The organism is Pseudomonas sp. OV546 (assembly GCF_900116845.1).
Lineage (GTDB): Bacteria > Pseudomonadota > Gammaproteobacteria > Pseudomonadales > Pseudomonadaceae > Aquipseudomonas > Aquipseudomonas petroselini.
Genome location: NZ_FPCE01000013.1, coordinates 139,456 through 159,457 on the forward strand (window position 1 = coordinate 139,456; position 20,002 = coordinate 159,457).

General features: G+C 61.1%; 16 protein-coding genes. 7 read left to right on the forward strand and 9 right to left on the reverse strand.

What is annotated here, in order from left to right; translation table 11 throughout:
- Window positions 1–61: 61 nt before the first annotated feature.
- The 3 genes from BM403_RS25260 to BM403_RS25270 are packed head-to-tail and all read right to left on the reverse strand — an operon-like array spanning window position 62 to window position 3,119.
- The gene (locus BM403_RS25260; protein ID WP_046036400.1) at window positions 62–1,048 is read right to left on the reverse strand and encodes an alpha-L-glutamate ligase-like protein; all 987 of its coding nucleotides are present in this window, start codon (window positions 1,046–1,048) and stop codon (window positions 62–64) included.
- Window positions 1,048–2,580 carry an osmotic stress tolerance membrane protein RloB gene (locus BM403_RS25265; RefSeq protein ID WP_015885365.1) on the reverse strand — a complete coding sequence of 511 codons (1,533 nt, stop codon included), beginning with the start codon at window positions 2,578–2,580 and terminating at the stop codon, window positions 1,048–1,050. The genes BM403_RS25260 and BM403_RS25265 overlap by 1 nt, the downstream gene beginning before the upstream one ends.
- 5 nt (window positions 2,581–2,585) lie before the next feature.
- Window positions 2,586–3,119 (reverse strand): retropepsin-like aspartic peptidase RloA, encoded by a 534-nt coding sequence (locus BM403_RS25270; RefSeq protein WP_015885364.1) that lies wholly within the window; start codon window positions 3,117–3,119, stop codon window positions 2,586–2,588.
- Between the two features lie 272 nt (window positions 3,120–3,391).
- Between BM403_RS25270 and BM403_RS25275 the strand changes: the two genes are divergently transcribed.
- From BM403_RS25275 to prpD, 6 genes are all read left to right on the forward strand, one after another.
- On the forward strand, window positions 3,392–4,105 hold the full coding sequence (locus tag BM403_RS25275; RefSeq protein WP_046036402.1) for a GntR family transcriptional regulator: 714 nt from the start codon (window positions 3,392–3,394) through the stop codon (window positions 4,103–4,105).
- Window positions 4,102–4,995, forward strand: coding sequence for a methylisocitrate lyase (gene prpB / locus BM403_RS25280; protein WP_015885362.1), 894 nt, complete (start codon window positions 4,102–4,104; stop codon window positions 4,993–4,995). Before BM403_RS25275 ends, prpB begins: the two co-directional genes overlap by 4 nt.
- 42 nt (window positions 4,996–5,037) lie before the next feature.
- Window positions 5,038–6,165: a bifunctional 2-methylcitrate synthase/citrate synthase gene (gene prpC, locus BM403_RS25285; protein ID WP_093545568.1), complete on the forward strand. Its 1,128-nt coding sequence runs from the start codon at window positions 5,038–5,040 to the stop codon at window positions 6,163–6,165.
- Window positions 6,166–6,354: 189 nt separating this feature from the next.
- The gene (gene acnD, locus BM403_RS25290) at window positions 6,355–8,949 is read left to right on the forward strand and encodes a Fe/S-dependent 2-methylisocitrate dehydratase AcnD (protein WP_046036404.1); all 2,595 of its coding nucleotides are present in this window, start codon (window positions 6,355–6,357) and stop codon (window positions 8,947–8,949) included.
- A 9-nt stretch (window positions 8,950–8,958) separates the two neighbouring features.
- Window positions 8,959–10,149: a 2-methylaconitate cis-trans isomerase PrpF gene (prpF, locus tag BM403_RS25295; RefSeq protein ID WP_093545571.1), complete on the forward strand. Its 1,191-nt coding sequence runs from the start codon at window positions 8,959–8,961 to the stop codon at window positions 10,147–10,149.
- 142 nt (window positions 10,150–10,291) lie between these two features.
- Window positions 10,292–11,776, forward strand: coding sequence for a 2-methylcitrate dehydratase (gene prpD, locus BM403_RS25300; protein WP_093545574.1), 1,485 nt, complete (start codon window positions 10,292–10,294; stop codon window positions 11,774–11,776).
- A gap of 75 nt (window positions 11,777–11,851) precedes the next feature.
- On the opposite strand, the gene BM403_RS25305 is transcribed toward prpD, so the two are convergent.
- Genes BM403_RS25305 through BM403_RS25325 form a run of 5 tightly spaced genes read right to left on the reverse strand, consistent with a single transcriptional unit; the run spans window position 11,852 to window position 17,340 of the window.
- Window positions 11,852–12,580: an alanyl-tRNA editing protein gene (locus BM403_RS25305; RefSeq protein WP_046036408.1), complete on the reverse strand. Its 729-nt coding sequence runs from the start codon at window positions 12,578–12,580 to the stop codon at window positions 11,852–11,854.
- 2 nt (window positions 12,581–12,582) lie between these two features.
- Entirely contained in the window at window positions 12,583–13,575 is a 993-nt protein-coding gene (locus BM403_RS25310) for a serine O-acetyltransferase (RefSeq protein ID WP_015885356.1), read from the reverse strand.
- A gap of 37 nt (window positions 13,576–13,612) precedes the next feature.
- Entirely contained in the window at window positions 13,613–14,527 is a 915-nt protein-coding gene (locus BM403_RS25315; protein ID WP_043206318.1) for a PLP-dependent cysteine synthase family protein, read from the reverse strand.
- 15 nt (window positions 14,528–14,542) lie between these two features.
- A complete protein-coding gene (moeB, locus tag BM403_RS25320) occupies window positions 14,543–16,405 on the reverse strand; it encodes a molybdopterin-synthase adenylyltransferase MoeB (protein ID WP_093545609.1) in 1,863 nt (620 codons plus the stop codon).
- 41 nt (window positions 16,406–16,446) lie between these two features.
- Window positions 16,447–17,340, reverse strand: a complete 894-nt coding sequence (locus tag BM403_RS25325) for a DMT family transporter (protein ID WP_162471081.1) — start codon at window positions 17,338–17,340, stop codon at window positions 16,447–16,449.
- A 160-nt stretch (window positions 17,341–17,500) separates the two neighbouring features.
- Here BM403_RS25325 and BM403_RS25330 point away from each other — a divergent pair, with 160 nt between their 5' ends.
- Entirely contained in the window at window positions 17,501–18,925 is a 1,425-nt protein-coding gene (locus BM403_RS25330; RefSeq protein WP_046036409.1) for an aminotransferase-like domain-containing protein, read from the forward strand.
- 83 nt (window positions 18,926–19,008) lie between these two features.
- On the opposite strand, the gene BM403_RS25335 is transcribed toward BM403_RS25330, so the two are convergent.
- Window positions 19,009–19,827, reverse strand: a complete 819-nt coding sequence (locus tag BM403_RS25335; RefSeq protein ID WP_003193298.1) for a posphoenolpyruvate synthetase regulatory kinase/phosphorylase PpsR — start codon at window positions 19,825–19,827, stop codon at window positions 19,009–19,011.
- Between the last annotated feature and the right edge of the window lie 175 nt (window positions 19,828–20,002).

Here is a 20,002-nt window from a genome sequence, read left to right on the forward strand (position 1 = left end):
TAGAGGGGCGGGGATTGTACCGCATTCCACTGTAGGCGCCGGCTTGCCGGCGATGCGGTCTTCAGCCTTCCACAGGCGGAATATGCCCAAACATTTCCTGCACGAACTTCACGCGTTCCTCCGGCGTTTCCGTCACGCCGGCGGCTTTCAGGTCTTCCAACCGCGCTTCCACCGCATGGGTGCGCAGGGTCAAACCACAGTCATTGGCAATCTGGATATTCAATCCTGGCCGTGCATTCAGCTCCAGGATCAGGGGGCCTTTCTCCTGGTCCAGCACCATGTCCACACCGATATAACCCAGCCCGCACAGTTCATAGCAACCGGCCGCGAGCTTCATGAAACCGTCCCAGTTGGGCAGTTGCACGCCATCCACCGCGTTGGTGGTGTCGGGGTGTTTGGTGATGATGTTGTTCAGCCAGGTTCCGCGCAGGGTCAGGCCGGTGGCGAGGTCGACACCCACGCCTATCGCCCCTTGGTGCAGGTTGGCCTTGCCGCCCGACTGGCGGGTCGGCAAGCGCAGCATGGCCATCACCGGGTAGCCCATCAGCACGATGATGCGGATGTCCGGCACGCCTTCATAGCTGATGCTCTTGAAGATCTGGTCAGGCACCACGCGGTATTCGATCAGCGCACGATCACGGTGGCCGCCCAGTGAATAGAGGCCGGTGAGGATGCTGGAGATCTGATGCTCGATCTCTTCATGGCTGATGATCTTGCCGGACACTGTGCGATAGCGCCCTTCAAAGCGGTCCGCCACCACCAGGATGCCGTCACCGCCGGCACCCTGGGCCGGTTTGATCACAAAGTCGCTGCGCCCGCCGATAATCTCGTCGAGCTTGTCGATTTCCTTCTCAGTGGAGATCACGCCGTACATTTCCGGCACGTGGATGCCCGCCGCGAGCGCGCGCTCCTTGGTGATGATCTTGTCATCCACAATCGGGTACAGGCTGCGCTTGTTGTACTTGAGCACGTAGTCGGCGTTACGCCGATTGATGCCCATGATCCCCCGCGCCTCGAGGGCCTTCCAGGTCTTCCAGAACCCGAACATTACTGGTCAGCCTTGAGAAAAGCCTTGAACCGCACCAACTCGGTCAGGCGGTAGCCGCGATAACGACCCATGGCCAGCATGAAACCCACCAGGATCAGCAGGATCGCCGGGAAGGTGAACACAAAGTAGATCAGCTCCGGCACGCTCATGATCAGGTGCGCCAGGGAGGCGGCGAACAGCGTACCAATCGCCACTTTCAGCGCATGGTTCGCGCCGCGCTCTTCCCAGGTGATCGACAGGCGTTCGATGGTCATGGTCAGGATCACCATCGGGAACAGCGCCACCGACAACCCGCGTTCCAGCCCCAATTTATGGCTGAACAGGCTGATGGCTGCGATCAGTACCACCACGAAGGTCAACACCACCGACAACCGCGGCAGCATCTGCAATTTCAAGTGTTCCAGGTACGACCTGAGCGACAGCCCCAGTGCCGTGATAATCGTGAACAGCACAATCCCGAAGCCCAACTGCGTCTCGCGGAACGCCAGGGCGATCAGCACCGGGGTGAAAGTGCCCAGGGTCTGCAGGCCGATCAGGTTGCGCAGGATCAGGATCACCAGCACGCCAATCGGGATCATCACCATGATCATGAACGTCTGCTGGGTCTGCAGCGGCAGGCCGTAGAGCGAGTATTCGAGGAAGTTGGCGTCAGTGTTCTCGTCGGTCAGCTTGGCCAGGCGAATCGCGTTCATCTCGCTGTTGTTCAGGCTGAAGGTCACCATGGCCTTCTTGCCGCCGTCGACGGTGATCAGGTTTTCATCACCGGTCCACCACAGCAGGCGGTCGGCGGGCAGGCCTTGTTCGCCGGTTTCAGGGTTGAAGTACAACCAGTCATTGCCGTTGAAGCTGCGCAGCCACAGTTCCGGGGTTTGCGGCTGGTCGGCCACCAGGCGGATGGTATGCACCTTTTCCACCGGCACGTGGGCAATAGAGAGCAGCAACTCGACAATCTTGGCCTTGTGCGGGATAGACGGATCGCCCGCCAGCAGCAGCTTCACATTGTCGTCGTTGAGGTTATTGGTGCGCTTGATGGCTTCGGTAATAAAGGTCTCGACGTCGGCCGAGTGCTGGCGGATCGGCGCCAGCAAGGCTTCGGCGGCGATTTTCTCCGGACCTTCCACGGCGATGCTATCGCGGAACGTGGGGCCCTTGACCTTGACCTTTTCGCCGCTGTAACGCTTGGTCAGCACCAGCCGGTAATACAGGGTCTGGTTGCCCTTGGCGCGGCGTGCCGACCAGGTGACCTTGCGGTTGCCGTCGGTGCGGTTGACGCTCACCCCGTAGTTGTTCGAGATAAAACTCTCGTTGAGGCTGACGAAGTCGCGGCTCAAGGGCGGCACGAACATCTGGATTTTCACAGGGTCTTTCGGGTTGGCGACGAACTCGACCTTGGCGTCGATGTTCCACAAGTCGTCGGTGGCGTCCTCGGTGACGGGGATCCCCAGCACGAAGATCTGATAGGCGGTGACCGAAATACCCAGCACCACCAGGATGGCGATCAGGATTTTCAGGTGCAGGGTCAGAGAGCGCATTCGGTTTACTCGGCGGTATGAGCGTCGGCGGCACAGGCGGGCTTGCCTGCTGCATATTTAAGACTGGGGTCGACCAGCGCATCAAAGCGTTTCAACGCTTCGGAGCCGATCAGCAGCGGATATTGGAAGGCGCTACGGTCAGTCAAGTTCACTTCGATGCTGCGTAAAGCGGTGCCCATGCAGATATCCAGAGCAATCACCGGACGGGCGGTGTAGTTCTTGTCCTCATCGGGGTCGTAGTCACCGGCGCGGCGCTTGATCTTGCTGACGCGGGCCAGGGGGCGCTCGATGGGATGGGAATGGGCGGTGTCGATGGCCAGGTAGAAGCGCACCCAGGACTCGCCGTTGCGCTTGAAGCGCTTGATATCACGGGCACTGAGGGAAGCGGTCTTGGCGCCGGTGTCCAGTTTGGCGGCGACTTCCAGGTCGATGCCGGCCAATTGGGCGTATTCGTTGAGTCCATACACCGTTTTCTCGGCGGCAGCGCCAAGGCCTGGAATGAACAGTAGGCAAAACAGGGGGAAGGGCTTGAGTCTCATAAATCCTGAGGCGGTGCAGTGCGATGTTTGATTCAAGGCGACTGGCATTACTGCGCAAGCTCCCTCGTGCGCCGTTTCATCTAGTGATGTCAGGCAAATGCGGCGGGCATTCTAACATGATGCTTTTTTGGCGCCAGCGCTGGCAGGCGGCCATGCCCCAGGAGCGTGCACTCAGGGTTATTAGACGATTGTCGACAATGTTGATTTATTCTTTGACTAATGGGGTCTGATTGGCTAGTTTTTGCCACATTGATTTTAAAGGTGTCGACAATATGCTGGATCAGCTGGAAACCCCGGTGGTGGTGCAAGACGATTCCCAGACCATGTCCGAGAACGTCTTCCGGCGTATCCAGGCCGCCATCGTCAAAGGCGAGATCGCCCCCGGCAGCAAAATTTCCGAGCCGGAGCTGGCGCGTACCTACGGCATCAGCCGTGGCCCGCTGCGCGAGGCGATCCACCGCCTGGAAGGCCAGCGCCTGCTGGTGCGCGTGCCTCACGTCGGTGCGCGGGTGGTTTCGCTGAGCCACGCTGAACTGATCGAACTCTATGAAATCCGCGAATCCCTCGAAGGCATGGCCTGCCGCCTGGCGGCCGAGCGCATGACCGACGCGGAGATTGAAGAGCTGCGCCAGGTGCTGCACACCCATGAACGCGATGCCGCGTTCCAGGCCGGTGTCGGCTACTACCAGCAGGAAGGCGACTTCGATTTTCATTACCGGATCATTCAAGGCGCCGGCAACCGCACCCTCACGCAAATGCTCTGCGGTGAGCTGTACCAATTGGTGCGCATGTACCGCATCCAGTTTTCCGCTACCCCCAATCGTCCACGCCAGGCCTTTGCCGAGCACCACCGCATTCTTGACGCGATTGCCGATCGCGACGGTGAACTGGCCGAACTGTTGATGCGCCGGCATATCGGCGCTTCCAAACGCAACATTGCCCGTCACTTCCCGGACGGTGCTGCCCAATCACGAGGTGAGTCATGAGTTCCAACAATAAGAGCACTCCAGGCCAGCGTTTCCGTGACGCCGTTGCCAGTGAACAGCCGTTGCAAGTCGTTGGCGCGATCAATGCCAACCACGCCCTGCTGGCCAAGCGCGCCGGGTTCAAGGCGATCTACCTGTCGGGTGGCGGGGTGGCGGCGGGCTCCCTCGGTGTACCGGACCTGGGCATCACCGGCCTGGACGACGTACTCACTGACGTACGCCGCATCACCGACGTATGCGACCTGCCGCTGCTGGTAGACGTGGACACCGGTTTCGGCTCCTCGGCCTTCAACGTGGCGCGTACGGTCAAGTCGATGATCAAGTTTGGCGCCGCCGCGATCCACATCGAAGACCAGGTCGGCGCCAAGCGCTGCGGTCATCGTCCGAACAAAGAAATCGTGTCCCAGCAGGAAATGGTCGACCGCATCAAGGCCGCTGTGGATGCGCGCACCGATGACAGCTTTGTGATCATGGCCCGTACCGATGCCCTGGCCGTCGAGGGGTTGGAGTCAGCCCTGGAACGCGCCGCCGCCTGCATCGAAGCCGGCGCCGACATGGTGTTCCCGGAGGCCATCACTGAACTGGAGATGTACAAGCTGTTCGCCGCCCGTGTGAAAGCGCCGATCCTGGCCAACATCACCGAGTTCGGCGCCACGCCGCTGTACACCACCGAACAGTTGAAATCTGCCGATGTTTCCATCGTGCTGTACCCGCTTTCGGCCTTCCGCGCCATGAACAAGGCCGCCGAAAATGTCTACACCGCGATCCGTCGCGACGGCACCCAGCAGAACGTGATCGACACCATGCAAACCCGTATGGAGCTTTACGATCGCATCGACTACCACACCTTCGAGCAGAAGCTTGACGCGTTGTTTGCCGCGAAAAAGTGACGAACACGCCTCCCTGAATAAAGACAAAATTGGAGAAAAACCATGGCTGAAGCAAAAGTACTGAGTGGCGCCGGCCTGCGTGGCCAGGTCGCCGGGCAGACCGCACTGTCCACCGTGGGCCAGGCCGGTGCCGGCCTGACCTACCGCGGCTACGACGTGCGCGAACTGGCCGCCGATGCGCAATTTGAAGAAGTCGCCTACCTGCTGCTGTACGGCGAACTGCCGACCCAGGCCGAGCTGGCGGCCTACAGCGCCAAACTGAGCAAGCTGCGCGACCTGCCGCAGGCGTTGAAAGAAGTGCTGGAGCGCATCCCCGCCGACGCCCACCCAATGGACGTGATGCGCACCGGTTGCTCGTTCCTGGGCAATATCGAGCCGGAAAAAGACTTCAGCGTGCAGCGCGACGTCACCGACCGCCTGCTCGCCGCCTTCCCGGCGATCATGTGCTACTGGTACCGCTTCAGCCACGACGGCAAGCGCATCGACTGCCTGACCGACGAGCCGACCATCGGCGGCCACTTCCTGCACCTGCTGCATGGCAAGCCGCCGAGCGAACTGCACGTCAAGGTGATGAACGTGTCGCTGATCCTCTACGCGGAGCACGAATTCAACGCCTCGACCTTCACCGCCCGGGTGTGTGCGTCGACCCTGTCCGACCTGTATTCCTGCGTCACTGCCGCCATCGGTTCCCTGCGCGGCCCGCTGCACGGCGGCGCCAACGAAGCAGCGATGGAAATGATCGAGCGTTTCTCGTCGGCTGAAGAAGCCGTCGAAGGCACCCTCGGCATGCTGGCGCGCAAGGACAAGATCATGGGCTTCGGTCACGCGATCTACAAAGACAACGACCCACGTAATGAAGTGATCAAGGGTTGGTCGAAAAAACTCGCCGACGAAGTGGGCGACACGGTGTTGTTCCCGGTGTCCGAAGCCATCGACAAAACCATGTGGGAGCAGAAGAAGCTGTTTCCCAACGCCGACTTCTACCATGCCTCGGCGTATCACTTCATGGGCATCCCGACCAAGTTGTTCACGCCGATCTTCGTGTGCTCGCGCCTGACGGGCTGGGCGGCGCATGTGTTCGAGCAGCGCGCCAACAACCGCATCATCCGTCCAAGCGCCGAGTACACCGGCGTTGAGCAGCGCAAGTTCGTGCCAATCGAACGTCGCTGAAGGCTGGCTCTTCCGGAATTGGAATGGGGTCAAATGTGGGAGGGGGCTTGCCCCCGATAGCGGTGTATCAGTAACAGATGGGTTGATTGACACACTGCCATCGGGGGCAAGCCCCCTCCCACACTTGAACTGCATTTCAACGCTGGATCAATCGGCTCCTTTTGCAACCACCGTGACCGAGTCCTGACGATGAACACTGAATTTCGCAAACCGCTTCCCGGCAGCCGCCTGGATTACTTCGACGCCCGCGCGGCTGTCGAGGCAATCACCCCCGGCGCCTATGCCACGTTGCCCTACACCTCCCGCGTGCTCGCCGAAAACCTCGTACGCCGCTGCGACCCGGCCACCCTCAATGCCTCCCTGAGCCAACTGATCGACCGCAAACGCGACCTCGACTTCCCGTGGTTCCCGGCACGCGTGGTCTGCCACGACATTCTCGGCCAGACCGCGCTGGTGGACCTCGCGGGCCTGCGCGATGCCATCGCCCTGCAAGGCGGCGACCCGGCGCAGGTCAACCCGGTGGTGCCGACTCAACTGATCGTCGACCACTCCCTGGCCGTCGAAGCCGGTGGTTTTGACCCGGATGCGTTCGAGAAGAACCGCGCCATCGAAGACCGTCGCAACGAAGACCGTTTTCACTTTATCGAGTGGACTAAAAAAGCCTTCAAGAACGTCGACGTCATCCCGCCCGGCAACGGCATCATGCACCAGATCAACCTGGAGAAAATGTCCCCGGTGATCCAGGTGCGCGACGGCGTGGCCTTCCCGGATACCTGCGTCGGCACCGACAGCCACACCCCGCATGTAGACGCCTTGGGCGTGATCGCCATCGGCGTCGGCGGCCTCGAAGCCGAAAGCGTGATGCTTGGCCGCGCCTCGTGGATGCGCCTGCCGGAAAGCGTCGGCGTAGAGCTCACCGGTAAATTGTTGCCGGGCATCACCGCCACCGACATGGTGCTGGCGCTGACCGAGTTTTTGCGTCAGCAGAAAGTGGTGGGTGCCTGGCTGGAGTTCTTCGGTGAAGGGGCCTCAAACCTCACCCTCGGCGACCGCGCAACCATCTCCAACATGGCCCCGGAATACGGCGCCACTGCGGCGATGTTCTACATCGACCAGCAGACCATCGCCTACCTGAAACTCACCGGTCGCGAGGACGAACAAGTCACCCTGGTGGAGCAATATGCTCGCCACACCGGCTTGTGGGCCGATGACCTCAAGGGCGCGCAATACGAGCGTGGCCTCACCTTCGACCTGTCCAGCGTCGTGCGCAACATGGCTGGCCCGAGCAACCCGCACGCCCGCGTGGCGACCAGCGACCTGGCATCCAAAGGCATTTCCGGCCAGTGGGATGACGTGCCAGGGCAAATGCCCGACGGTGCGGTGATCATCGCGGCCATCACCAGCTGCACCAACACCAGCAACCCGCGCAACGTGATCGCGGCAGGCCTGCTGGCGCGCAATGCCAACAAACTGGGGCTGACGCGCAAACCGTGGGTCAAGTCGTCCCTGGCACCCGGCTCGAAAACCGTGGCCATGTACCTGGAAGAGGCGGGGCTGGGCCTTGAGCTGGAGAAGCTCGGTTTCGGCGTGGTGGCCTTCGCCTGCACCACCTGCAACGGCATGTCCGGTGCACTGGACCCGGTGATCCAGCAGGAAATCATCGACCGCGACCTGTACGCCACGGCCGTGTTGTCCGGCAACCGCAACTTCGACGGACGGATTCATCCGTACGCCAAGCAAGCTTTCCTTGCGTCGCCGCCGCTGGTGGTGGCGTATGCGATTGCCGGCACCATCCGTTTCGATATCGAGAAAGACGTGCTCGGCCTCGACGCCAACGGTAAGGAAATCCGCCTGCAAGACATCTGGCCGAGCGACGAAGAGATCGACGCTGTGGTCAAGGCTTCGGTGAAGCCTGAGCAATTCCGCGCGGTGTACATTCCGATGTTCGCGATTCACGAAGACACCGGCCCGAAAGTCGCGCCGCTGTACGAATGGCGCCCACAAAGCACCTACATCCGCCGCCCCCCCTACTGGGAAGGCGCGCTGGCCGGGGCACGCCCGCTCAAGGGCATGCGCCCGCTGGCGGTGCTGCCGGACAACATCACCACCGACCACTTGTCGCCGTCCAACGCGATCATGCTCGACAGCGCCGCCGGCGAATACCTGGCGAAAATGGGCCTGCCTGAAGTGGACTTCAACTCTTACGCAACGCATCGCGGCGACCATTTGACCGCGCAGCGCGCGACGTTCGCCAACCCGAAACTGTTCAACGAAATGGTGGTTGAAGACGGCAAGGTCAAGCAGGGGTCCCTGGCGCGCCTCGAGCCGGAAGGCCAGGTCACGCGGATGTGGGAAGCCATCGAGACCTACATGGAACGCAAGCAGCCGCTGATCATCATTGCCGGCGCCGACTACGGCCAGGGCTCGTCCCGTGACTGGGCGGCCAAGGGCGTGCGCCTGGCCGGTGTGGAAGCGATTGCCGCTGAAGGTTTCGAGCGCATCCACCGCACCAACCTGGTGGGCATGGGCGTGTTGCCGCTGGAGTTCCTGCCCGGCACCGACCGCCACACGCTGAAGATCGACGGCAGTGAGACCTACGATGTGGTCGGCGAGCGCACCCCGCGTGCGCGGTTGACCCTGGTGATCAACCGCAAGAATGGCGAGCGTGTCGAAGTGCCGGTGACCTGCCGCCTGGACACCGCCGAAGAAGTGTCGATCTACGAGGCGGGCGGCGTGTTGCAACGTTTTGCCCAGGACTTCCTGGAATCGGCGGCGACGGCCTGAGGGGTAACCATGGCACACGTAGCGCAAATCAAGATCCCCGCCACCTACATGCGTGGCGGTACCAGCAAGGGCGTATTTTTCAACCTCAAGGACTTGCCCGAGGCGGCGCAGGTGCCGGGGGCGGCGCGTGACGCCTTGCTGTTGCGGGTAATCGGCAGTCCAGACCCTTACGACAAACAGATCGACGGCATGGGCGGCGCCACATCGAGCACCAGCAAAACCGTGATCCTGGCGAAAAGCACCCGCGCCGATCACGACGTGGACTACCTGTTTGGCCAGGTCTCCATCGACAAGCCGTTTATTGATTGGAGCGGCAACTGCGGCAACCTGTCGGCGGCGGTCGGCGCCTTCGCCATCAGCGCCGGGCTGCTCGACCCCGCCCGCGTGCCCCACAACGGCGTAGCCGTGGTACGGGTGTGGCAGGCCAATATCGGTAAAACCATCATCGCCCACGTGCCAATCACCGACGGCGCGGTGCAGGAAACCGGCGACTTCGAGCTTGACGGCGTGACCTTCCCGGCCGCCGAGGTGCAGTTGGAGTTCATGGACCCAGCGGCGGAAGAAGAGGGCGGCGGCGGCTCGATGTTCCCCACCGGCAACCTGGTCGACGACCTGGAAGTGCCCGGTGTCGGCACCTTCAAGGCCACGTTGATCAACGCCGGTATCCCGACGATTTTCATCAACGCCGAAGACCTCGGCTACACCGGCACGGAGCTGCAAGGCGCGATCAACAGCGACCCCAAGGCCCTGGCGATGTTCGAAACCGTGCGGGCCTACGGCGCGTTGCGCATGGGCCTGATCAAGCACCTGGACGAAGCTGCCCAGCGCCAGCACACGCCGAAGGTGGCGTTTGTGGCCAAGCCGGCGGATTACGTGGCGTCCAGTGGCAAGGCGATCAAGGCCGGTGATGTGGACCTGCTGGTGCGCGCGCTGTCCATGGGCAAATTGCACCACGCGATGATGGGCACGGCGGCCGTGGCGATTGGCACGGCCGCGGCGATTTCCGGGACGTTGGTCAACTTGGCGGCGGGCGGTATTGAACGCAATGCGGTGCGCTTCGGGCATCCGTCCGGCACCTTGCGTGTCGGTGCTGAAGCCACTCAGGTGAACGGCGAATGGGTGGTGAAGAAAGCCATCATGAGCCGCAGCGCCCGAGTGCTGATGGAAGGCTTCGTCCGCGTGCCGGGCGACGCTTTCTAGCAACCCACACTGTCTCCAATGTGGGAGGAGGCTTGCCCCCTCCCACATTGGATCTCCATACCCCCAAGCAGGCGGCCAGATCTGCGATGGAGCGATCAACCGTGATCCTGAGGACTAACCCAACCTTTTAGGAGTAACTGCCATGAGCGCCAACGTCGACCAGAACAACCGTCCCGACTACGACCAGGTCCTGCAGGACATCGCCGACTATGTCCTCAACTACCGGATCGACTCGCAGGACGCCTTGGACACCGCCCGCAACTGCCTGATGGATACGTTGGGCTGCGGCCTACTGGCCTTGCGTTTCCCGGAATGCACCAAGCACCTGGGGCCGATCGTCGAGGGCACGGTGGTGCCGTTTGGCGCGCGGGTGCCGGGCACGTCGTTCCGGTTGGACCCGGTCAAGGCCGCGTGGGACATCGGCTGCATCGTGCGTTGGCTCGACTACAACGACACCTGGCTCGCCGCCGAATGGGGTCATCCCTCGGATAACCTCGGTGGCATCCTCGCCGTGGCTGATCACCTGTCGCAAAAGCGCGTGGCCAACGGCGACGCACCGCTGACAGTACGCGCGGTACTGGAAGCAATGATCATGGCCCACGAAATCCAGGGGGTGATTGCCCTGGAAAACTCTTTTAACCGTGTCGGCCTCGACCATGTGCTGTTGGTGAAAGTCGCCTCTACGGCGGTGAGCGCGAAGCTGATGGGCGCCAACCGTGAGCAGTTGCTTGCGGCGTTGTCCCATGCGTTTGTCGATGGGCAGGCGTTGCGTACGTATCGGCATGCACCGAATGCCGGTTCGCGCAAATCCTGGGCGGCGGGGGATGCGTCGAGCCGGGGCGTGCGTTTGGCGGATATCGCGTTGCGCGGCGAGATGGGCATTCCCGGGGTATTGAGCGCGCCGCAGTGGGGGTTCTATGACGTGCTGTTCAGCCACACCAACAAGGACCTGGCACTCAAGCCGCAGGACAAGCGCGCGTTCAGCCTTTCCCAGCCCTACGGCACGTATGTGATGGAAAACGTGCTGTTCAAGATCAGCTTCCCCGCCGAGTTCCACGCGCAAACCGCCTGCGAAGCGGCGGTGACCTTGCACCCGTTGGTGAAAGATCGCCTGCACGAAATCGAGCGTATCGTGATCACGACCCATGAGTCGGCAATTCGCATCATCTCCAAGGTCGGTCAACTGGCCAACGCCGCCGACCGCGACCATTGCCTGCAATACATGACCGCCGTGCCGTTGGCGTTCGGCAATTTGGTGGCGGAGCAGTACGAAGATGAATTCCATGCTGCCCACCCGATCATCGATGCGCTCCGCGACAGGATGGTCATCGTCGAAGACCCACGCTACAGCCGGGAATACCTGGAGGCCGACAAGCGCTCCATTGCCAACGCGGTGCAGGTGTTTTTCAACGACGGCAGCTGCACCGAGCAAGTGGCGGTGGAGTACCCGATCGGCCATCGCCGCCGTCGAGTCGATGGCATTCCGTTGCTGGAAGACAAGTTCAAGGCCAACCTGGCCACACGGTTTACCGCGCAGCGCAGCGCCGAGATTTTTGCGTTGTGCAAGGACCAGGCGACGCTTGAAGCCACAGCGGTCAATCGGTTTGTGGACTTGTTCGTGATCTAGCAGACACCCCGTATTCATCTGTGTAAACCCAATAAATGTGGGAGGGGGCTTGCCCCCTCCCACAGTTGACCGTGTTCACTCGAATCGCAGAATCACCCGGCGATTGTGCTTGCTCTTCTTCTCGATCTTCTCGCAGAACACCCGGCCGATTTCCTCGGTATTGAGCACATGGGTGCCCCCGCAGGGCTGGATATCGATCCCGGCAATTTCAATGACCCTCACCGAGCCCTGGATTACCGGCGGCGCCACCGCCTGGGTGCGGGTGATCTGCAGCAGGGTGGAATATTCGGAGGCCGGCATCGACAGGGTTTTCACCGCGTGGGCCTGTTCGATCAGGGCGTTGAGGTCGCGGGTGATGCTGTCTTTGTCGAGGGTCATTTCCGGCAGGTCGAAATCCAGGCGGCCCTTGTCGGCACTGATGCTGCAACCGGTCACCGGGGCATCAATGATTGAGCACAGCAGGTGCAGGCAGGTGTGCATTTTCATGTGCTGGTAACGACGTTCCCAATCGAGGCCGGCGTCCACCTGCACCCCTGCGGTCAACTGCTCGGGCCAGTGCTCCACTTGGTGCCAGATAATCGAGCGCAGCACCGGGTCGCGCACTGTGCCGGTCACCTCGACGCGCGTACCGTCCGCCAATGTCAGGTGGCCGGTGTCTCCCGGCTGCCCGCCGCCGGTGGGATAGAACAGTGTGTGTTCCAGGGCAATGCCGTGTTCGCTGACGGCAATCACCCGGGCGCTGAACGCGTTCTGATAAGGCGCGCTGTCGAACAGCGCCAGGGTTTCCATGGTATGCACGGACATGTTCAACCTCCGACGATCAATGGGCTGGCTTGCAGCAGGTGACGCACCATTGCACTCAAGCCAGGGGGGGAGAGCAGGGTGATTTCAAATTCGGGGCCGCAGACCTTCAGGTTCAGCGGCAGGCGCGGCAAGTGGTTGCCCGACTCGACGCGGTGCAGGCGAAATTGCAGGTGATGACGCTCCTTCACCGTGGGCTCCAGCATCAGCCCCTGCAACGGATGAAAATCGGCGTCCAGCACGGTGACCTTGTGGCTGGCGTTGATCTCGCCGACCACATGCAACCGCTCGTCCAGGGCGAATGCACCGAGGTAGTTGCTGTTGTCCGATTCATCGTTTTTTTGCAGCTGAATCTGGTTGACCACCTTGACCTTGGTGCCGGCGGGCACGTCCTGGGTGATCACGCAGGATGGGCTGATAAATACGTTGTCGCCGATCAACACATAACCCAGCACGCGTGCGCCGGCGCCTACCTCAACGTTATTGCCCAGGCGTGGATGGCGCTTGCCGTCGGGGTTGTTGGCGATGCCGCGGGCGCCCAGGGTCACGCCGCAGAGGATGTAACAATCGTTACCGATCTCGCAGGTTTCGCCGATCACAGTGCCGTAGCCGTGGTCGAGCACGAAGCGTCGCCCGATGCGCGCCGCCGGGTGAATTTCGGCGCCGGACAGGATCTTGCCCTGGTTGCTTAGCTTGAGCGCGATGCGCGAGAACACGCCATTGTGCTGGTCGGGGAAATTCCATACCACGTGTGCCAGGCGGTAATACAGCACCGCCTTGAACGAAGCGTAGGACTCCAGGATCAACTCGCCGCGCCCACGCGACGCCGGGTCACGGTAGGCATAGGCGATCAGGTCTTCGGCCACCGCCTGGGCGGCATTCTGGATCAGCGGCGCGAGGTGCGGTTCCAGCTGTTTCATCTGTACGGGTGTGAGGGTCTTGATGAGGTGAGTCAGCAACTCATCGTGCAATTGTTGCATGTCGATAAAGCCGCCCATCGAGGCACCCCCGCATTCTATGTGGTTGGAAAACCCGTTATTCAAAACTGGGCAGGTAGCTGTCGGCATTGTCGTAGACCATGGTCAACACCACCGTGTCGGGCGGTAGTTCGGGAGCGAGCTTGGCGATAGCCACCATGTTGGCGGCGGACGACAGACCCAGGCTGATGGCGTCGGTGCGCATGATGCGTTTCATCATATCGATGCAGTCCTGGCGCGAGACCTTGAGCATGCCGTCGATCACGTCCAGGTTGAGGATGCTCGGGATCAGGCCGATCGACAGGCCCTGGATATGATGCGGCGCGTGCTGGTTTTTCAGCAGGTCGCATTCTTCCGGTTCCACGCCCATGACGCGCAGGCCAGGCCAGGCGGCTTTCAGGGTTTCGCCGATGCCGGTGATATGCCCGCCGGTGCCGATGCCGCTGACAAAGTAGTCTGCGCGTCGCTCGCCGAAGGCGCGGAGGATTTCCGGTGCGGTGGTGTCGCGGTGGGTCTGCGGGTTGGCACCGTTGCGCTGCTGGTTGAGCATCACGTAGCTGGGGTTTTCCAGCTGCAGCTCCATGCACTTTTCGCCGTGGGAATTGTTACCCAGACGACTGTCCGACAGCACCACCTTGGCCCCATATAAACGCAGCAGCTTCTGTTTTTCGGGGCTGTAGTTGTCAGGGATTACCAGCACCACTTTGTAGCCCAGCACATTGCCGGCCATCACCAGGCCGATACCGGTGTTGCCGCCGCTGGGCTCGATGATGGTTTGCCCGGAGTCACGGATCAGCACGCCCCGGCGCTCGGCGTCGAGGATCATGCCCAAGGCGATGCGCGCCTTGTGGCTGCCGCCGGGGTTGAGGGATTCGAGCTTGGCGTAGACCTCGATACCGAGGTCTTCGGAGAACTGCGCCAAACGCACGATCGGCGTTTGGCCGATCACCTCAAGAATGGAGTTATGCAACATCATTCAACCCTCGGTTCAATACAAAGGCATGTCGGGTTCGACGTCGCGAACCCAATGTTTCATGCCGCCCTGCAGGACTTTGGTGTTGGCGAAACCGGCGGCCAGCAAGGTGCTGGCGGCTTGCTCGGCGCGGCTGCCGGCGTAGCAGATCAGGTAGTGGGTGTTGTCACGGCTGAGGCTGTCGAGGTGGCCGTCCAGTTCGGCGAGGGGGATGTGCACCACCCCCGGCAACTTGCACACCTCCAATTCGCTGGCTTCGCGCACGTCCAGCAGCACGTCGGCGCTGCTGGGGTGTTCAAGCACTTGCTTGAGTACCCGGGGCTTGATGTAGCGCTCTTCGGCCAGGGACGGTGGGTTGGGCACGGCATCCGCGCAGACAGCGGGCGCCAGGGTTTCACTGTGGCGTGCCTCGGAACAGCAGGGGCAATCGGCGCGGCGCTTGAAGCGGATCTCGCTGAACTTCATCGCCAGCGCGTCAAAGCGCATCAAGCGGCCCGACAAGGGTTCACCAATACCGATCAGCAGTTTGATGGCCTCGGTGGCCTGGATCATCCCGACCACGCCGGGTAATACCCCGATCACGCCACCGGCGCTGCAATTGGGTGCCAGTTCGGCGGGCGGCGGGCTGGGGAACAGGCAGCGATAGCAAGGCCCGCCTTGATAGTTGAGCACGCTGATCTGCCCGTCGAAGCGGTAGATGGCGCCGTACACCAAGGGTTTGCCCAGTTGCACGCAGGCATCGTTGACGAGGTAGCGGGTGTCGAAATTGTCGGTGCCGTCGATCACCAGGTCGTAGGCGCCTACCAATTCCAGGGCGTTGTCAGCGTTCAACGCGGTGTCGTGGGCATTGATCTGGATATGGCCGTTGAGGTCTTGCAGGCGTTGCTTGGCGGACTCGACCTTGGGCATGCCGAGTGTGCTGTTGCCGTGGACGATCTGGCGCTGCAGGTTGCTGCTTTCCACCACATCAAAGTCCACCAGCCCCAGGGTGCCGATGCCGGCGGCGGCCAGGTACAGGCTGATCGGTGAGCCGAGGCCGCCGGTGCCGATGATCAGCACCTTGGCTTTCTTGAGGTTCAGTTGACCTTCGCGACCTACGCCGGGCAGGGTGATATGGCGCACGTAGCGCTGTACTTCTTCATTGCTCAGTGCGTCGACATCCATGCCGCCAGAGGTCGCGAGCAGGACTTCGATTTTGGCCTTTTGCGGCAAGGGCTCGTCGGCATCGATCAGCGCTTCCTCGGCCGTAAACAGGAAGTGTTCCTTGAGCTGGTTGTTCTTCTCGTGGAACAGGTGCGAACGCAACTGTGGGTGGCTGCTGCAGAGGTTTTCAATGACTTCGCGCAATGTCGATCCGGTGCCCTCGAGGGTCGATTCCGGCAGCTTGGCCACGCGAACCAGAATGTCGGGGAAAGAGACAGCGTTCATGGACAACTCCGTGTGCAGGTCGTTGAAAGGTTGAAGGGCGAAATGCTTGCCATCCCAGGCAAACAGCTTGGAGCCCAGGGCCTGGCCCTGGCGAACGTCGACCACCAGGTAGCTCACGGGGTAGATCGGCTCGCCCAGGAACAGCGCCTTGTCCTGGTCTTCGTCACTGAAATAGGCACCGACGTCCGGGTGGGAGTGGTAGATCACCACCACTGGGTTGTCGCTGCGAAAGGCTTTGTTCATCAGCAGGGTGTCGGCCACCGAGAACGTGTAGCCGTTGGCTGCGCTGCGCGGGTACATCTCGGGGTTCTTGCGGTGCAGTTCATTCTGGATATTGCTGCCCAGGTACACGCTGCCGTCGGCGAAGATGAAACCGCAGCATTCTTCGGGGTAACTGCGGCGGGCGTGGGCGTAGATCTGTTCCAGGGCGGTGGGGCGGAGGACGTCCATGTGGCTCTCGCGTTGCTGATGTTGATGGGGCAGGGAAGGGGTCATTTTTTCTTGGCCAGGAGTTTTTCAACCGGCAACTTGGTGATCGCAAAGCCGGCCAGCAGGATGGCCGAGTACAGCATCAGGTCACGGGAAATCGACACGCCTTCGTACCAGGCGCCAATGATCACCGCGAACACTGGGAAAATGATGAACACGAATGACAGGATGATCGGGCTCAAGCGCTTGAGCAGCATGAAGTACACGATGAACCCGCCCACCGAGGCCACCAGGCCCAGGTAGAACAGGGCGCCCCACGAGCGCAGGGTGATGGCGTCGAAGGTCGGCGCTTCAAACCACAGCCCGGCGACGAACAGCATCAGCCCGGCAATGCCGATGGGCAGGGTGTTGTAGGTGATCACGCTGATGGCGCTGCCTTTCTGCTTGGTAATGACGTAGCACAAGGCATGCATGATCGCAGCGGTCAGAATCGCCAGTACCCCGAAGAACTCGGCGTGGTCCAGGTGCAGGCCCTGGCTCTTGATGATCATGTAGAGGCTGCCGAAACCGATACCGATACCGACCACCTGGGAAAAGTAGATGCGCTCGCGCAGGAACAGCGCGGAGAAGATCAGGATGAACACCGGCATGCAACTGAACAGCAGCGCGGTAAGGCCGGACGAGACATGCATTTCGCCGTAGTTGAGCAGGTAGTAGGGCACGCTGAAGTAGGACAGGGTTACGAACACGAAGAACCAGCGGCTTTCACGGGGAAACAGGATCGGCTCGCGGCGCACCATGGCAAAACACAGGAACAGCGGGAAAGCGATCAGGAAGCGCAGGCCGGCGGACGTCAGCGGCGGCACGCTCTCCACGGCAATCTTGATCCCCAGCCACGTAGTGCCCCAACTCAGGCAAACGATCAGGAACATCACGCTGGTGATCAGCCCGGCCAGCCACTGTTTTTGGGTTTTGGTCTTGGCGGTGTTTTCGAGAACGGCGGACATTGGCATCGTTTATTGCTTCCCTGAGCCGGAATTGAACTCTATATTGAGCTTGTAATGAGTTGTAAAAATCGGCGATTGAACCCGTAAAAGCACACTATTAGGGCGAAAGATGGCTGTCAAAACAAATATTGACATGGTGTCAATTATGCGTGAGGGGTTGTCCAACGGGCAGGGCGTGAAGTACAAGCGCCTGTCCGATGTCATGGAACGGGGCATCCTTGAAGGCTTGATTGAACCGGGAAGAAAACTGCCGCCCCATCGGGTGCTTTCCGACAACCTGGGTGTGACGATAGGCACCATCAGCCGGGCCTACGGCGAACTGGAACGCCTGGGGTTGGTTGTGGCGCGAGTCGGCGACGGCACCTTCGTGCGCAAGCGTGGGATGGAGCGCCAGCGCGATGAAGGTTTTCGCAACTTCAGCGAAGAGCCGCGCCAGTACTTCGACATGAGCCGCAACATGCACATCCCCGGACAGGAGACGGTGTTCCTGGCCCAGAGCTTCCAAACCCTGTCGACCAACGCCAAGTTCCTCCAGGACATCAGTGCCTACACCCCGGACGCCGGCCTGCCGCGCTACCGTGAAGCGGGCGCGCAATGGCTGGTGCAGCGTGATTTTCATCCGATTCCCGAGCAAGTCATCTGCGTCAACGGCGGCCAGCACGGCCTGCTGTGCTCAATGATGGCGCTGTTGCGGGCGGGCGATACGGTGGTCACCGAACAGCTGACGTATCCTGGCCTCATTACGGCCGCGCGCATGCTGGGTATCCGCCTGATCGGCCTGGACATGGACGAGGAGGGCGTGCTGCCGAGCGCGCTGGACGAAGTCTGTCGTAATCACCGGATTTCAGCGCTGTACTGCACGCCGACGATCCAGAACCCGACCACGGCGGTGCTCTCGGTCGCGCGTCGCGAAGCGCTGGTCAAAGTGTGTAGGGAACACAACCTGCTGATTCTTGAGGATGAAGCCCACGGTGTGTTGGTCGAAGACCGGCCGCCGCCACTCAGCTATTTCGCCCCTGAGCGTACGATTCTGATCAGCAGCCTGAGCAAAGCGGTGTCCGCCGGGCTGCGCGTGGGCTATGTGCATGCGCCGCCGGCGTTGGTCAGCCGTATTTCGGCAGCCCTGCGTTCGACCTGCTGGATGGCCACGCCCGTGACCCTTGAGCTGGCCACCCAGTGGATCGAAAATGGCACGGCGGAATACCTGCTGCGCCAGCAGATCAACGAAATCAGCCGACGTAAAGCCCTGGTCCGCGACCTGCTGACCGGGCTGGAATACCGCACCCATCTCAACAGCCCGCATTTCTGGATTGAGGTGCCGGAGCCGTGGCGTGCGTCGGAAATCGAGGCGGAGCTCAAGCAGAATAATTACCTGATCGCTACCGCTGAAGCCTTTGCGGTGGGGCAGACGGCGGTGCCTCAGTTCATTCGGGCGAGTATCTGCAATACGTCGGGGGATGATCAGTTGTTACGGGCGGGGTTTGATGCGCTGGCTACAGCATTGGGGCAGGGAGGCGGGCGCTTCCACCTGTAACGGCGGGCTCGCTTTATTGTGGTGAGCTGGCTTGCCCAGCGCGGGGCAAGCTCGCTCACTACAAAAGCGGCAGGCGGTAATGACTATTTGAAGCGCCGCTCCACGCCTTTCTCCACCAGAATCTTCGCCGAAATCTCCTCCACCGAAAAATGCGTGGAATTGATGTGCGCAATATTCTCGCGACGGAACAGATTTTCTACTTCGCGCACTTCGAACTCACACTGCGCATAGCTGGAATAGCGACTGTTGGGCTTGCGCTCATTGCGGATCGCTGTGAGACGGTCCGGGTCGATGGTCAGGCCGAACAGCTTGTGCGAGTGCGCGCGCAGGGCGGCCGGCAGCGTCAGGTGCTCCATGTCGTCCTCGGTCAGCGGGTAATTGGCTGCGCGAATACCAAATTGCATGGCCATATATAGACAGGTGGGCGTTTTGCCGCAGCGCGACACGCCGACCAGGATCAGGTCGGCCTTGTCGTAGTAATGGGTACGGGCGCCGTCGTCGTTGTCGAGGGCAAAGTTCACCGCCTCGATACGCTCCATATAATTGGAGTTATGCCCAATGGAATGGGACTTTCCGACCGAATAGGAGGAGTGTTCACTCAACTCCTGCTCCAGCGGCGCCAGGAAGGTCGAGAAAATGTCGATCATGAAACCATTCGACGTTGCGAGAATCTCACGGATGTCTTGATTGACGATGGTGTCGAAAATGATCGGCCGGAAACCGTCTTTTTCAGCCGCCAGATTGATTTGTTGTACCATGGCCCGCGCTTTATCCACGCTGTCGATGTACGGGCGCGTGAATTTGGCGAAGGTAATGTTTTCGAACTGCGCGAGCAGGCTCTGGCCCAATGTTTCGGCTGTGATGCCGGTGCCGTCGGAGATAAAGAAAGCAGATCGTTTCATTTGAGCCCTGGGCCTTAAGCTGATGGCGAATCTTGGATATGATAGGCGCGATTTTGCCGTCCCGCGGTGGGCCGCATTCTCACTTATTTTCCAGGTCCAGGCCACAAGCGCTGGCGAACGCTCCTACTGAGCAGCCGGCGTCCTGAGCTTTTCCAACACAGAAAGTGGAGAGATC